The sequence below is a fragment of the Devosia elaeis genome (assembly GCF_001650025.1).
Classification (GTDB): domain Bacteria; phylum Pseudomonadota; class Alphaproteobacteria; order Rhizobiales; family Devosiaceae; genus Devosia; species Devosia elaeis.
Window position 1 is genome coordinate 49,082 of the sequence record NZ_LVVY01000090.1, and the last position, 13,162, is coordinate 62,243.

The 13,162-nt window shown below is 66.3% G+C and carries 12 protein-coding genes; 4 read left to right on the top strand and 8 right to left on the bottom strand.

What is annotated here, in order from left to right; translation table 11 throughout:
* Positions 1 to 184: 184 nt before the first annotated feature.
* From dxs to A3840_RS19080, 6 genes are all read right to left on the bottom strand, one after another.
* Complete coding sequence (gene dxs / locus A3840_RS11750; RefSeq protein ID WP_245676605.1) at positions 185 to 2,113, bottom strand: 1-deoxy-D-xylulose-5-phosphate synthase; 1,929 nt, start codon at positions 2,111 to 2,113, stop codon at positions 185 to 187.
* Between the two features lie 149 nt (positions 2,114 to 2,262).
* A complete protein-coding gene (locus tag A3840_RS11755; protein ID WP_067456698.1) occupies positions 2,263 to 3,921 on the bottom strand; it encodes a peptidoglycan L,D-endopeptidase MepK in 1,659 nt (552 codons plus the stop codon).
* A gap of 239 nt (positions 3,922 to 4,160) precedes the next feature.
* Entirely contained in the window at positions 4,161 to 5,855 is a 1,695-nt protein-coding gene (locus A3840_RS11760; RefSeq protein ID WP_067456701.1) for a L,D-transpeptidase family protein, read from the bottom strand.
* A gap of 168 nt (positions 5,856 to 6,023) precedes the next feature.
* Positions 6,024 to 6,698 carry an outer membrane protein gene (locus tag A3840_RS11765; RefSeq protein WP_082903844.1) on the bottom strand — a complete coding sequence of 225 codons (675 nt, stop codon included), beginning with the start codon at positions 6,696 to 6,698 and terminating at the stop codon, positions 6,024 to 6,026.
* A 97-nt stretch (positions 6,699 to 6,795) separates the two neighbouring features.
* Positions 6,796 to 8,280: a sigma-54-dependent transcriptional regulator gene (locus A3840_RS11770; RefSeq protein ID WP_067456704.1), complete on the bottom strand. Its 1,485-nt coding sequence runs from the start codon at positions 8,278 to 8,280 to the stop codon at positions 6,796 to 6,798.
* 178 nt (positions 8,281 to 8,458) lie between these two features.
* Positions 8,459 to 8,635 (bottom strand): YdcH family protein, encoded by a 177-nt coding sequence (locus A3840_RS19080; protein ID WP_082903845.1) that lies wholly within the window; start codon positions 8,633 to 8,635, stop codon positions 8,459 to 8,461.
* A gap of 152 nt (positions 8,636 to 8,787) precedes the next feature.
* Here A3840_RS19080 and A3840_RS11775 point away from each other — a divergent pair, with 152 nt between their 5' ends.
* The 3 genes from A3840_RS11775 to A3840_RS11785 all read left to right on the top strand — a co-directional run bounded on the left by A3840_RS11775 (position 8,788) and on the right by A3840_RS11785 (position 10,659).
* Positions 8,788 to 9,003 carry a YdcH family protein gene (locus tag A3840_RS11775; protein WP_067456707.1) on the top strand — a complete coding sequence of 72 codons (216 nt, stop codon included), beginning with the start codon at positions 8,788 to 8,790 and terminating at the stop codon, positions 9,001 to 9,003.
* A gap of 74 nt (positions 9,004 to 9,077) precedes the next feature.
* Positions 9,078 to 9,569, top strand: a complete 492-nt coding sequence (gene purE / locus A3840_RS11780) for a 5-(carboxyamino)imidazole ribonucleotide mutase (protein WP_067456711.1) — start codon at positions 9,078 to 9,080, stop codon at positions 9,567 to 9,569.
* A 4-nt stretch (positions 9,570 to 9,573) separates the two neighbouring features.
* Complete coding sequence (locus A3840_RS11785) at positions 9,574 to 10,659, top strand: 5-(carboxyamino)imidazole ribonucleotide synthase (protein WP_067456715.1); 1,086 nt, start codon at positions 9,574 to 9,576, stop codon at positions 10,657 to 10,659.
* Between the two features lie 127 nt (positions 10,660 to 10,786).
* On the opposite strand, the gene A3840_RS11790 is transcribed toward A3840_RS11785, so the two are convergent.
* Positions 10,787 to 11,479 carry an alpha/beta fold hydrolase gene (locus A3840_RS11790; protein WP_067456745.1) on the bottom strand — a complete coding sequence of 231 codons (693 nt, stop codon included), beginning with the start codon at positions 11,477 to 11,479 and terminating at the stop codon, positions 10,787 to 10,789.
* Between the two features lie 214 nt (positions 11,480 to 11,693).
* Here A3840_RS11790 and rpsU point away from each other — a divergent pair, with 214 nt between their 5' ends.
* Positions 11,694 to 11,939: a 30S ribosomal protein S21 gene (rpsU, locus tag A3840_RS11795; protein WP_067456719.1), complete on the top strand. Its 246-nt coding sequence runs from the start codon at positions 11,694 to 11,696 to the stop codon at positions 11,937 to 11,939.
* Positions 11,940 to 11,987: 48 nt separating this feature from the next.
* Here the strand turns inward: rpsU and A3840_RS11800 are convergent.
* Positions 11,988 to 13,162 (bottom strand): multidrug effflux MFS transporter (locus A3840_RS11800; protein ID WP_082903846.1); only part of this gene is annotated, 1,175 nt, incomplete at its 5' end.

Genomic DNA, 13,162 nt, shown 5'->3' on the forward strand with positions numbered 1-13,162 from the left:
GGCTCGTCACACCATCCGTACCTCCCTTCTCCCCTTGTGGGAGAAGGTGCCCCGAAGGGGCGGATGAGGGGTCTGCGATTTCCACGCTGTCCCCGCACGTGAGGAAAGAACCCCTTACCCGTCTCGCGCTGCGCGCGATCCACCCTCTCCCTCAAGGGGAGAGGGGAAGGCTGGTCTCTGGGGCTTAAACCTTCCCCAAAGCCGCGTTCATCGCGGCCTGGTCGTAGCCCAGGGCGGTCAGGGCCGTGGCGACGATGCCGGCGCGGTCGAGGCCGGCATCGGCATACATGTCGGCCTGGCTGGCATGTTCCACGAAGGTGTCGGGGATCATCAGCGGGCGGAAGCGGAGCTTGCCGTCGAGCAGGCCATTGGACGCAAGGAAGGTGGCGACATGGCTGCCGAAGCCGCCCAGTCCGCCTTCCTCGGTCGAGATCAGCACGTCGTGGTTCTGTGCCAGGTTGGCGATCAGCGCCTCGTCGAGGGGTTTGAGGAACCGGGCATCGGCAACGGTCGGATTGAGCCCGAGCGCGGCCAGCTTGTCGGCGGCGGCCAGCACTTCGCCCAGCCTCGTGCCATAGGAGAGCAGCGCGATGGTCGCGCCCTGGCGGACGATGCGGCCCTTGCCGATCGGCAGGACCTCGCCGCGCGCCGGCATGTCGACGCCCATGCCGTCGCCGCGCGGATAGCGGAACGAGATCGGGCCTTTGTCATAGGCGGCGGCGGTCGCCACCATATGGCGCAATTCGGCTTCGTCGGCGGCGGCCATCTGCACGATGCCGGGAATGGCGCCGAGATAGGCATTGTCGTAATTGCCGGCATGGGTCGGCCCGTCGGCGCCGACATAGCCGGCGCGGTCGATGGCGAAGCGCACCGGCAGGCCCTGGATGGCCACGTCGTGCACCACCTGGTCATAGGCGCGCTGCAGGAAGGTGGAATAGATGGCGCAGAAGGGCTTCATGCCCTCGCTGGCCAGGCCCGCCGCAAAGGTCACCGCATGCTGTTCGGCGATGCCGGTATCGTAGATGCGGCTGGGGAAGAGTTCGGCGAATTTGTCCAGCCCCGTGCCCGAGGGCATGGCGGCGGTGATGGCGACGATGCGCGGATCGGCCTCGGCCTCCTGGATCAGGCTGGAGGCGAAGACCGATGTATAGGACGGCGCGTTGGAAGGCGCCTTGGCCTGGGCGCCGGTGATGACGTTGAACTTGGACACGCCATGATATTTGTCGGCCGAATTCTCGGCCGGCGCATAGCCCTTGCCCTTCTTGGTCACCGCATGGACCAGGATCGGGCCATCGCCGAAATCGCGGACATTTTCGAGGATGGAGAGCAGGTCGTCCAGATTATGCCCGTCGATGGGACCGACATAATAGAAGCCCAGTTCCTCGAACAAGGTGCCGCCGGTGAAGAAGGAACGGGCGAATTCCTCGGTCTTGCGGGCCGGTTCGTGCAGGAAGGGCGGCAGCTTGTGTACGATGTTCTTGGCCGCCTCGCGGGTGCCGCGATAGACCGGGCCGGAGACGAGATGGGCCAGATAGGTGCGCAGCGCGCCCGTGGGCGGGGCGATGGACATGTCGTTGTCGTTGAGGATGACGATCAGCCGCGCATCCATGGCCCCGGCATTGTTCATCGCTTCATAGGCCATGCCGGCCGACATGGCGCCGTCGCCGATCACGGCCACCACATTGCGCGGGGTTTCCAGGTGCTGGCTGGCCACCGCCATGCCCAGCCCGGCCGAAATCGAGGTCGAGGAATGGCCGGCCCCGAAGGGGTCGTATTCGCTTTCGGCCCGGCGGGTGAAGCCGGAGAGGCCGTTTTTCTGGCGCAGGGTGCGGATGCGGTCGCGGCGGCCGGTCAGGATCTTGTGCGGATAGGCCTGGTGGCCAACATCCCAGATGATGCGGTCATGGGGGGTATCGAAGACGGCGTGCAAGGCGACGGTCAGCTCCACCACGCCGAGGCCCGCGCCGAGATGGCCGCCGGTGACCGAGACGGCATCGATCATTTCGGCGCGCAATTCCCCGGCCACCTGCGCCAGCTTCTCGCGCGGCAAGGCGCGCAGGTCGGCGGGCGTGTGGATAGTGTCGAGCAGCGGCGTCTGGGGTCGTTCGGCCAAATCGGCCCTCATGATCTAGGGGGTCTTGCGCCCTGTTTAGGCTCCGGGTTCCGGCTTGGCAATGGTTGCGGCCCCGAGCGGGGCCGGCCGGTCCCGGCGTTGGAGCGGATCATTCCGGCTTTTGCAGGGCAGGGGGCGCGGGTCCGCTCCTAATTGGCGGCGGCGGGGAGCGGGAAATGCGTCCGCATCAGGCCGGGGCCGCCCGCATTGGCGGTCTTGACCAGGACGGAGTTGCCCATTTCCGGGGTCGGGTCGAAATCGGCCTCGTCGCGGTCGAAGAGCACTGCGAAATGCCCCGAATTCAGCGCCGCGGGGGCGGTGAAGATGTCGGCGACGTGGTCGAGGTCCGGCGCCACCAGGTCGGGCTGGCGCATGCCGGAAGCCGGGGCCCGCTCGGCGACATGGCGGGCCAGCGCGTCGGCCAGGTCGCCGGTATCGGCGGCATCGGTGGCGCCGAAGGTCTGGTTGAACAGGCCCGCCACGGGATCGGCAGCCTGGCCGCCCAGCGAGGCGGTGCGCAGGCCGGTGGCCGCGGTCAGCGGCGTGGGCAGGATGGGTAGCCGCAATCCGGCGGTCGAGACCGCAGGCGTGGCCTCGGCGGCATTGCCGGTGCCGGCGATGATGTCCTCGAGCGCCCGCTGGGCATCGGGATTGGGCACATTGGCCGGCGCATAGGCGCTCAGCACGTCGGCGGGCGGCTCGGTCATGATGACGCGGGGCGTCGGCATGGTGGGCGCGGTCAGCGCCGCAAGCGCCGTCACCGCGTCGCCCGAGGGCAGGTTGGTCGCCCGTTGGGCGCGCAGGTCGTCCGGCATGGAGACGGGCAGGGCGAGGCTGGCCAGCCGCATTTCGGCGCGGCCCAGTTCCTCGGGGGTGAGCGGGGCGCTGCCCGTGGTCGAGAAGGGCAGGACCGGTTCGGCCGGCGCCGGGGCCTCGGCGACCTGGGTTTCGCCGGCGGCAGAGCCGGCCAAATCCGCCGGACGGGAGACCGGCATGACCGGCGCTATGCCCTGCGCCTGCGGCGTCAAGGCCGCGGTCTGGACCTGCGGGGCCGGCGAAGCGGCGGGAACGGGCGCCGATGCGGCCTGGCTATCAGTGTTGCCGCCGAACAGCACGTCCATCAGCGTGCGGCCCGATCCGCCGGAGCTTGCCACCTGGGTGCCCGAGCTCGAGCCGTTGCAGGGATAGGCGTGGCAGCGTTTCCATTCGGCCAGGGCGATCTGGTAGCCTTCCTGCGACAGGGGCTTGCCGTCATTGGGCAGGTGCATGGTGCGGCCGTCGGGGAAAAGTTCCTTGAGCTGGGCGCGGGTCATGCGCGGCCAGGCGCGCACCGAGCCGGTGTCCAGGTGCACGAAGGGGCTGCCGGATGTGGGATAATAGCCCACGCCGCCGACCTGCTTCTTCATGGCGGCGGCGCGCAGCTTGGTCAGCGGCACGCCGGGAATGAAGAAATCCATGGCGGTGCCGCTCATATGCTGGGAATTGTCGGCCACGCCGGACGAATTGCGGGCCAGCATGGCATTGGTGGCGGGAGAGCGATAGGCGGAGACGACGTTGATCGGCTGGGTGCCGCCCACTTCCTGGTAGACTTCCCAGACGAGGTCGAACAGGCGCGGGTCCATATTGGCAGGCTCGTTGCGCCGCCAGTCGCGCAGGAAGACATTGAGTTCCCGCAGGCCCGACTGGACATATTGCCCATTGCGCTTGAAGACGATGCGCGCGGTTTCCTTGGTATGGGTATAGTAGAGATAGAGCGCGCGCTCATTGGCGGAGGCGGCCGGAAGGGCCACGAAAAACAGCGCGGACATCGCCAGGAGCCCGGCCGCGAGCAGCCGTGCACAATTCCGCCAGATACCAATAGTCAAGACCGTCACGCCAAACTCTGCCCGGTTCACTTGTCAGATATGGTCGGACGTTAGCTTCAAAATCGATCGATTTTCTTAACGCTAACCAGTTGTGAACAGGCTCCCCGCCCTCACGGCTTCGTGTTTAAGCGGAAAAGCGGGCGCAACCAAGGCGAAAGTGTGAACGCGGGGTTAATCCGGGCTCAGGGGGAGAGCTCGTCCGGGATCGGTTCGGCATCGGCGATGATGGCCGGCGCCGGGGCTGCGGCGAGGCCCATGGCGGCGATCAGGTTCTCGTTGTGCCCATAGACGTCGCCGAAATTGCGGATCGAGCCGTCGGCATCCACATGCAGGGTGAAATAGGTCAGGTGCACGGGGATCTGGGTCTGCGGGTTCACCCATCTTTCGCTGGGGCCGAACATGGCTTCGAGCGAGGCGCGGGAAATATTGGCCTCGTTGGCCATCAGCGCATCGGCGAATTCCATCGGGTTCTCCACCCGCACGCAGCCATGGCTGAAGGCGCGCAAGGAACGCGAGAACAGGCCCTTGGACGGGGTATCGTGCAGATAGACGTCGTGCTTGTTGGGGAACAGGAACTTGATCTGCCCCAGGGCGTTGCCCGGGCCGGGCCGCTGGCGGACGCGGAAGGGGAAATTGGAGGGCGAAACCTGGCTCCAATTGACCTGCCAGGGGCTGACGGCGCTGCCATTATAGAGCAGGTCCATGTTCTGGCTGTCGATATAGCCCGGATTGCGCATCACGGCCGGGGCGATCTCGCCCCGGATGATGGAGGAGGGCACGTTCCAATAGGGGTTCACCACCAGGTGCCGGATATTGTCCGAGAAGATCGGGGTCTGGTTCTTGGTCGTGCCCACGACCACGCGGGTGGTATATTCCTCGCGCCCGTCGCGATTGATGGCCAGGCGGAATTCGGGAATGTTGACGACGACGTTGAACGCGCCCAGATCGGCCGGCATCCAGCGCCAGCGCTCCATATTGGCGATGATGTCCTCGCGCCGGGTGGCGGGGCCGCCATTGAGGGCGGCGATGGTGGCCGGGCCGATAATGCCGTCCACTTCCAGGCCCAGCCCGCGCTGGAAATCCTTGATCGCGGTCACGGTCGCCTCGTCATAGGCGGCGGAGGTCGACGCGGTCAGCTTCAGCCGTTCGCGGATGGCCGGCAGGCGCGTATCGGAATTGCCCGGGCGCAGCACGGGGCCCTGGGCGATGGGGGCGGGGCGGTCGGCGGCGTCGTCCTCGAAACGGGCAAGGGCGGCCTTGAGCGCCAGGAACTGGGGGTGGCGGGGTTCGAGTTCGCCCAGCACGGCCGCCGGATCGTCGCTGCCGGCCAGGCGGGCGAGCAGGGCCGCCTCGTCGATCGGCTTGGGCTTGATGTCGAAATTCTCGCTGACCGATTGCGGGCGGATGCGGCCATTATGCAGGTGGTTGGCATAGCGCATCACCGCCGCCGAGAAGGCGGTTTCGAGGCCGGCCATGGCCGTGGCATTGCGGGGAATGCGGTTGAGCTCGATGGCCGGCGTCAGGTAGTCGCCGGGCTGCAGGCCCTCGGCCTCGGCATCGCGGAACAGCGCGATGATCTTGTCGGCCGATGGCGAGAAGCCGATCTTGCCGGCGGAATCCCTGGTCAGCCAGATGGGCTCGAAATGGCGTGCGCCATAGAGGAAATAGAGCCGTTGCGCGTCGTCGTGCGCGGCCGTCCCGGCCCTGGTGCCGTAATAGGCGGTGGAGAGGCCTTCCTTGATGATGCGGGCAAGGTCGCTCTGGGGCGGGGCGATGACGATGCGGCTGGTTTCCAGGCTGGCCACGGCCTGCTGCGCCATTGCCGGTGGCGCCAGGGTGGCGAAAAGGGCGACCACACCAACCACAAGCTTGTTCATTGCTGCTCCTTGCCGCGCGGAGGGATCATGCTGGCGGACAGGCCGAATCCGGCCCGCCCCGGGCCACGCCGCAATGCTCTCAATAAACTGCAAACCTTAACGGGAGCAATTGCTCGCAGCTTTGTGAAAAGGGTTTGTGGCGCGGCTGCAACGCCGCGCCCCCGGGCCTTAGAACTTGTAGTTCACGCCGGCGCGGATCACGCCGAAGCGCTGGCCGATTTCGCGGTTGCCGACAGCGAGGCCGTTATAGTTCTGGGCGCCTAGGTCGACATAGAGATATTCGGCCTTGAGCGAGAGATTGGGCGTGGCCTGGGCCTCGAGGCCGACACCGGCCGCCCAGCCGAAATGGTTGGCGGTCTGGGTGGAGGAAATGGTGGTCTCCTCGGTGGCCGAGCCCCGGCCATAGGCCACGCCGACCGTACCATAGGGCATGACCTGGCCGATCGGCACGCCGGCACGGGCGCGCAGGGTGCCGAACATGTCGGTGCGGGCGGTGAAGGTGCCGCCGGCAATGGGTTCGGAATAGCCGATATTGGCCCATTGCAGGTCGGCTTCGCCGCCCAGCACGAAACCGCCCATATCCATGTTGTAGCCGACCTGGCCGCCTATGGTCCAACCGTTGGAATTGTTGTCCACGCTGCCGCCCGGCAGGGCCGGGTCGTTGACGCTGGTGCCCCAGCCGAAGCCGCCGGACACGCCGGCGTAAAAGCCGCTCCACTGCGTGGCGCTGACGGGCGAATAGATCGGGGACGAGCCCCCGCCACCATTCCAGCCGAGATCGGCGGCCTGGGCGCTGGTGGAAAGGGCGATAGCGGCTAGAAGCGCAATGCCGGAACGGTTCATGATGGCCTCGCGGTTAACATTCGGGCTCAAAATCAACCCAAGATGTTAAGGAGCCGGTAAGGAACAAGGTTAACGGCGCCGCTGTCCCCAGGCCCCGTCAGGCCGCGTCGCTGATCAATCCTTCGGCCAGGCCATATTCGTGCAGCTTGCGATAGAGCGTGGAGCGGCCGATGCCCAGCGCCCGGGCCACCCGCGACATGCGGCCGTTATGATGGGCGATGGCGAATTCGATGGCTGCGCGCTCGATGGCGGCCAGGGCCTGGAGCTCTCCGGCGTCGTCGAGGAAGCGGTCCGCCGCCACGGGCATGACCGGCTCGACCCGGCTGCGGGCCGGGGCGGCGTCGATATGGACGGGGGCGGCGGGCATTTCCAGCTGGGCCATGGTGCGCAGGGCTTCCTCGCGGCCGCCCGAATGGGCCACGATCTGCGGAAAATCCTGGGTTTCGAGGAAGGCGCCATCGGTCAGCACGACGGCGCGATAGACGGCGTTTTCGAGCTGGCGGACATTGCCCGGCCAGTCATAGCCGGCCAGAAGATCGGTGGCGGCGGGCGATATGCCCAGGACGCGCTTGCCGGCTTCGGCGGCGAAGCGGGCGATGAAATGGGTGACGAGATTGTTCAGGTCTTCCATGCGCTCGCGCAGGGGCGGCACATAGATGGGGAAGACATTGAGCCGGTAATAGAGGTCCTCGCGGAATTCCCCGCTCTTGGCCAGGTTGAGCAGCCGGCGATTGGTGGCCGAGATCACCCGGACATTGACCTTTTCGGGCCGGGTGGCGCCCAAGGGCTCGATTTCGCCTTCCTGCAGGGCGCGCAGCAATTTCACCTGGGTGTCGAGCGGCAATTCGCCCACTTCGTCGAGAAACAGCGTGCCGCCATGGGCCTCGGCGAACTTGCCGGCCTGGTCGGCATGGGCGCCGGTAAAGGCCCCCTTCTTGTGGCCGAACAACACCGATTCCACCAGATTGGGCGGGATGGCGCCGCAATTGACGGCGACAAAGGGCTTGCCGGCGCGGTCGCCGGTGCCCTGGATGATGCGGGCCACCAATTCCTTGCCGGTGCCGGTCTCGCCTTCGATCAGCACCGGAATGGGGCTCTTGGCGGCCTTGGCGGACAGGGCCAGCACCCGCGCCATGGCCGGGGCCGAGGCGATCATGTCCGCACGGCCGAGGGTGCCGGCCTTGCGCGCGCGCTCGGCGCGGATGGCGGTTTCGAGCGCCTCGAGCTTCATGGCATTGCGCAGCGAGACCACCAGTCGCTCGGGCGCCACCGGCTTGACGAAATAATCCGCCGCGCCCTGGCGCATGGCCGAGATCACGGTTTCGAGCGAGGCATTGGCGGTCTGGATGATGACGGGCGTGGTGAGCCCTTCCCGGCGCATGGCGTCCATCACCCCCATGCCGTCGAGATCGGGCATGACCAGGTCGAGGATCATGGCGCCGATCTGGCGGTCCTCGCGCAGGATGGACAAAGCCTGTTCGCCGCCGGTGGCGGTCAGGGGCTTGAAGCCGGCGCGATTGGCGATCTCGGCCGTCAGCCGCAATTGCACCGGATCGTCATCCACCACCAGAACGCGCGTCATAGATACTCCAGGTCCGTCATGCCAACGACACGAATCGTGCTGTGCCGTTTAGGGATGACGATGACGGCGGGGCCTTAAGAGGGTGTTAATCCTGATGAATTTGGCGATGGGCGGACGTGAAAAAGGGCCCCGGCTCGCGCCGTGACCCTCCAGGGTATTGGTTGTTTTTGGTGCGGCCCTATTGCCGCGTTGTGCCCTGGAGCTTGTAAAGTGCGTCCTTCACTTCGAGTTTCTTCCGCTTCAGCGTCGCGACCATCAGATCGTCAGCGAGGCGATTCTGCGTCTCCGCCTGAATCTGCCTGTCCAGTTCCTGATGGCGCCGTTCGAGCGCTGCGATGTGGCCTTCAGTCGTCATGAATAACTCCTTTCAGCGTGTTGGACAAAAGCATCGTCACAAATCTTTCACGCTTTGTCGACGCCGATTCGATGCGGACCCGAAATCAGATGCAAAACAGTCCGTGATCGGTTAACCAGGGGTATGATTATGGCCTGACCATCCGGTATTCCATGCTGCCGCTGAACAAGGAACAGGAAGCCCAATTGGGGCTCGAACTGGCCACGAAACGCCAGGAGCATGCGGATCTCGACGCGGCCATCCACACCTTGAGCCAATCGCATATGGCCGACCGGATGCTGATCCAGCGGCTCAAGAAGCGCAAGCTGGCGCTCAAGGATCGCATCGTGCAGCTCGAGAATATCCTGTTGCCCGACATCATCGCCTAGCGGGTTTGCCGCCTTGTTTTGTGGCCGGAATTGGGCTAGTTCCGCGCTTTGCGGAGCGCGACGGGGGAATCGCCATGCTCAAGCCACCTGTCGCCATCGTCATGGGCAGCCAGTCGGACTGGCCCACCATGCGGCTGGCGGCCGAAACCCTCGAAAATCTCGAAGTCGAATATGAGGCGCGCATCGTTTCGGCGCATCGCACGCCCGAGCGCATGGTGGATTTCGCCACCAATGCCCGGGCCGACGGCATCAAGGTCATCATTGCCGGCGCCGGCGGGGCGGCCCATCTGCCCGGCATGATCGCGGCGATGACCACATTGCCGGTCTTCGGCGTGCCGGTGCGGTCCAAGGCGCTCAACGGGCTGGACAGCCTTTATTCCATCGTGCAGATGCCCGGCGGCATTCCGGTGGGCACCCTGGCTATCGGCGAACCGGGCGCAATCAATGCCGCCCTCCTGGCGGCTTCGGTTCTGGCCCTTTCCGACGAGGACCTGGCCGAACGCCTCGACGCCCATCGCGCCCGCCAGAGCCAGGCCGTGCCGCAATTTCCGTCCGATCTCGAGTAATGCCTTGACCGAAAAATCTTCCATCCTGGCCCCCGGCTCCACCATCGGCATTCTGGGCGGGGGGCAGCTTGGGCGCATGCTGGCGCTGGCCGCTGCCCGGCTCGGCTTCAAGAGCCATATCTATTGTCCCGATCCGCAGAGCCCGGCCTTCGAGGTGACGCCGCACAAGACCATTGCCGCTTATGACGATGTTGCCGCGCTCAGGGCCTTCGCGGCGGACGTGGACGTGGTCACCTATGAATTCGAGAATGTCCCTGCGGCGACGGCCGAGGTGCTGGCGGGGTTGAAGCCGCTGCGCCCCGGTGCCAATGCGCTGGCCATCGCGCAGGACCGGCTGGCCGAAAAGAGCTTCCTCTCCTCCAAGAATATTCCGGTGGCGCCCTATCGGGCGGTGCACAGCCTGGCCGACCTGCAGGCGGCCATTGGCGAATTGGGCCTGCCGGCGGTGCTCAAGACCACGCGGCTCGGCTATGACGGCAAGGGGCAGCGCGTGCTGCGCGAGCCCGGCGATGCCGAGGCCGCCTTTGCCGAACTGGCGCCCCATCCTCTGGTGCTCGAAGGCTTCGTGCCGTTCGAAAAGGAAATTTCCGTGGTCGTGGCGCGCGGGCTCGATGGCAGCGTGCGTGCCTTCGACCCGGCGGAGAATGTGCATCGGCACCATATTCTCCACACCTCCACCGTGCCCGCCAGCATTCCGCCCGGCGTCGAAAAACATGCGCAGATGCTGGCCAAGGTCATCGTGGTCGCGCTCGATTATGTCGGGGTTTTGGGCGTCGAATTCTTCGTCGTGCCCGGCGAGCGGCCGACGCTGCTGGTCAACGAGATCGCGCCGCGCGTGCACAATTCGGGGCACTGGACCGAGGCGGTGTGCCTCACCGACCAGTTCGAGCAGCATATCCGCGCCATTGCCGGCTGGCCCCTGGGCGATCCGCGCCGCATGGCCGACGTGGTGATGCAGAACCTGATCGGCGATGAAGTGGACATCGTGCCGGGCGGGATCGACGGCGATACCCAGCCGCATCTCTACGGCAAGTCCGAAGCAAGGCCGGGCCGGAAGATGGGGCATATAAACCGGATCGTGCGGGGCTGAAGGCCCCCTCACCCGGCCTGCGGCCGACCTCTCCCCCAAAGGGAGAGGTGTCGCTCCGCGACCTAGTCCCTCTTCACCTCTCCCTTTGGGGGAGAGGTCGCCGCGTAGCGGCGGGTGAGGGGGCCTTTCAACGCCCCAGCCAGTCCCGCATCGCGTCCACGACCGGAGCCGGATTTTCCATGGTCGGCAGATGCGCCGCGTCGGGGAATGTCACGAGTTTAGCGCCGGGAATATGGGCCGCCATTTCCTCGGCCAGCTCGGGGGGCGTCATCTTGTCGAGTGCGCCGACGCCCACCAGGGTCGGCACGTCGATCGCGGCCAGATGCGGCCGGGAATCCACGCGGTCCATGATCGCCTTCTGCTGCCGAATATAGACCGTGCCGCCGACGCGTTCGGACATGGCCTGCACTTCCTCGGCCAGCGGCGTGCCCAGATGATGCGGGGCGACGAGGCTGCCGAGCAGGCCGCGCGAGACGCCGATGAACTTGCCTTGGGCGATCATCTCGATGCCCTTGCGGCGGGTTTCGCGCCGCTCCTCATTATCGGGGCGGGCCGAGGTGTCGAACAGCGCCAGATGGGTGACGCGTTCGGGCGCCTGCCGCATGATTTCGAGCGCCACATAGCCGCCCATGGACAGGCCCGCCAGGGCGAAACGGGGCGGGGCGGCGGCCAGGGTGCGGCTGGCCATGGCGGCGATGGTTTCGTCGAGCCGCAGATCCGCGACCATCGGCGCCATGGTGTCGGCGAAGCCATCGATGATGTCGCGCCAGAGCCGGGCGTCGCAGATGAGGCCGGGCAGAAAGACGATGGGCTGGAACATGGCCATCTCCTGTTGGATCGGTAAAAGGGGTAGCCGCCCGCGGCGAAACCGGCAAGATAGCTGCAATTTTCCACCGGCCAAGTGTGGACAGAGGGGGATTCTTGGGCTATAGACGCCGCCACGGTGACCGGCTCGGCTGGTCGGCGGAGCGATTATTTTGGTCGCTTCGCTCCTATCCAAACAATTTGCCAAGCTTTGAAAGGGCGGTTGACCTTTGCAAGTAGTCGTTCGCGATAACAATGTTGACCAGGCGCTGCGCGCACTGAAGAAGAAGCTGCAGCGCGAAGGCGTCTTCCGCGAAATGAAGCTGCGCAATTACTACGAGAAGCCCTCCGAGAAGAAGGCTCGCCAGAAGGCCGAGGCCGTGCGCCGCGCCCGCAAGCTAGCCCGCAAGCGCGCCCAGCGCGAAGGCGGTATCGCCGCTGCTCCGGGCCGTCCGGCCGCTGCCGGCCGCAGCTAAGCCATCAGGCGACAGGAATTGAAACGCCGTCCTTCGGGGCGGCGTTTTTTATTGTCCCGATTTCCGCCGGCGGTCGAAGAGGGCCACGGCGATGGTCAGCAGGGCCACGGAGGGCAATTGGATGGTGAGCGCGGTGCGGGCATCGGCAAAGAGCGTGCCGGCGGCCAGCGAGCCCAGGAACCCGCCGCCGATCTGGAAGAAGCCGCTCAGGGCGCCCGCGGCGCCGGCAATGGCGCCGAAGCCGGCCATGGCGGCGGTGGTGGCGCTGGGGCTGATAAAGGCCAGGCCCAGCATCCAGATGCCCACCGGCCCCATGATGGCCAATATCGAGGCGGGGAAGAGATGCGGCAGCACCGCAAAGCCCAGCCCGCTCAGCCCCAGCAGCACCAGGGCGATGGTCACCAGCCGCTCGCCGCCGACCCGGCTGGCCCAATAGGCGGCCGCCAGATTGCCCAGGATGAAGGAGGCGGTCTGCACCAGCATGGCCATGGCGAACTGGAAGGGCGTCAGGCCCAGCCCGTCGATGAGCAGGAAGGGCAGCAGCGCGGTGAAGCCATGGAAGCCGGAAAAGGCCAGGCACAGGAGCAGCGCGGGAAAGACGAAATCGGGCGCGCTCAGCAGGGTGCGATAATTGTCGAAGATCACCCGGGGCCGGAACGGAATGCGGGCTTCAGGCGGCAGGGTCTCGCGCGCGCCCCGGGCCAGGAGCGCCAGGATGGCCAGGCCGAACCCGGCCATCACCACGAACATCAGGTGCCAGGAGCCCAGGAGCAGGATGACGCTGCCCAGGGTCGGCGCAATGGCGGGCGTCACCGTCAGGATCAGGTTGACCAGGGTGAGGATGCGGATCGCCTGGCTGCCCACGAATTGATCGCGCACCATGGCGCGCGACAGGGCGACGCCGGCCGAGACGCCGAAACCCTGGATGAAGCGGCCGAGAAACAGCATTTCGAGGCTGGGCGCCAGGGCGGCGACGAGGCTGCCCACGACATAGATGGCGAAGAACGCCATGCCCACGGCCCGCCGGCCATAGCGGTCGGACAAGGGCCCGCAGATGAGCTGGGCCAGCGCGAAGGCGGCGAAATAGACGGTCAGCGTCAGCTTGATCGCCGCGTCACTCGTGGCAAAGTCGGCGACGAGCGTGGGCAGGGCGGGGGCGTAGAGCGTCAGGCTCAATGGCCCGGTGGCCACCATCAGCCCGCCGATAATGGCGGTGCGGCGGG

Coding starts and splice junctions, on each gene's coding strand:
- A3840_RS11755 (WP_067456698.1), bottom strand. CDS start 3,921: ATGTCCGCGCTGTTTTTCGTGGCCCTTCCGGCCGCCTCCGCCAATGAG.
- purE (WP_067456711.1), top strand. CDS start 9,078: ATGCTCAAGCCACCTGTCGCCATCGTCATGGGCAGCCAGTCGGACTGG.
- A3840_RS11760 (WP_067456701.1), bottom strand. CDS start 5,855: ATGAACAAGCTTGTGGTTGGTGTGGTCGCCCTTTTCGCCACCCTGGCG.
- A3840_RS19080 (WP_082903845.1), bottom strand. CDS start 8,635: ATGACGACTGAAGGCCACATCGCAGCGCTCGAACGGCGCCATCAGGAA.
- A3840_RS11770 (WP_067456704.1), bottom strand. CDS start 8,280: ATGACGCGCGTTCTGGTGGTGGATGACGATCCGGTGCAATTGCGGCTG.
- A3840_RS11775 (WP_067456707.1), top strand. CDS start 8,788: ATGCTGCCGCTGAACAAGGAACAGGAAGCCCAATTGGGGCTCGAACTG.
- A3840_RS11790 (WP_067456745.1), bottom strand. CDS start 11,479: ATGTTCCAGCCCATCGTCTTTCTGCCCGGCCTCATCTGCGACGCCCGG.
- A3840_RS11765 (WP_082903844.1), bottom strand. CDS start 6,698: ATGAACCGTTCCGGCATTGCGCTTCTAGCCGCTATCGCCCTTTCCACC.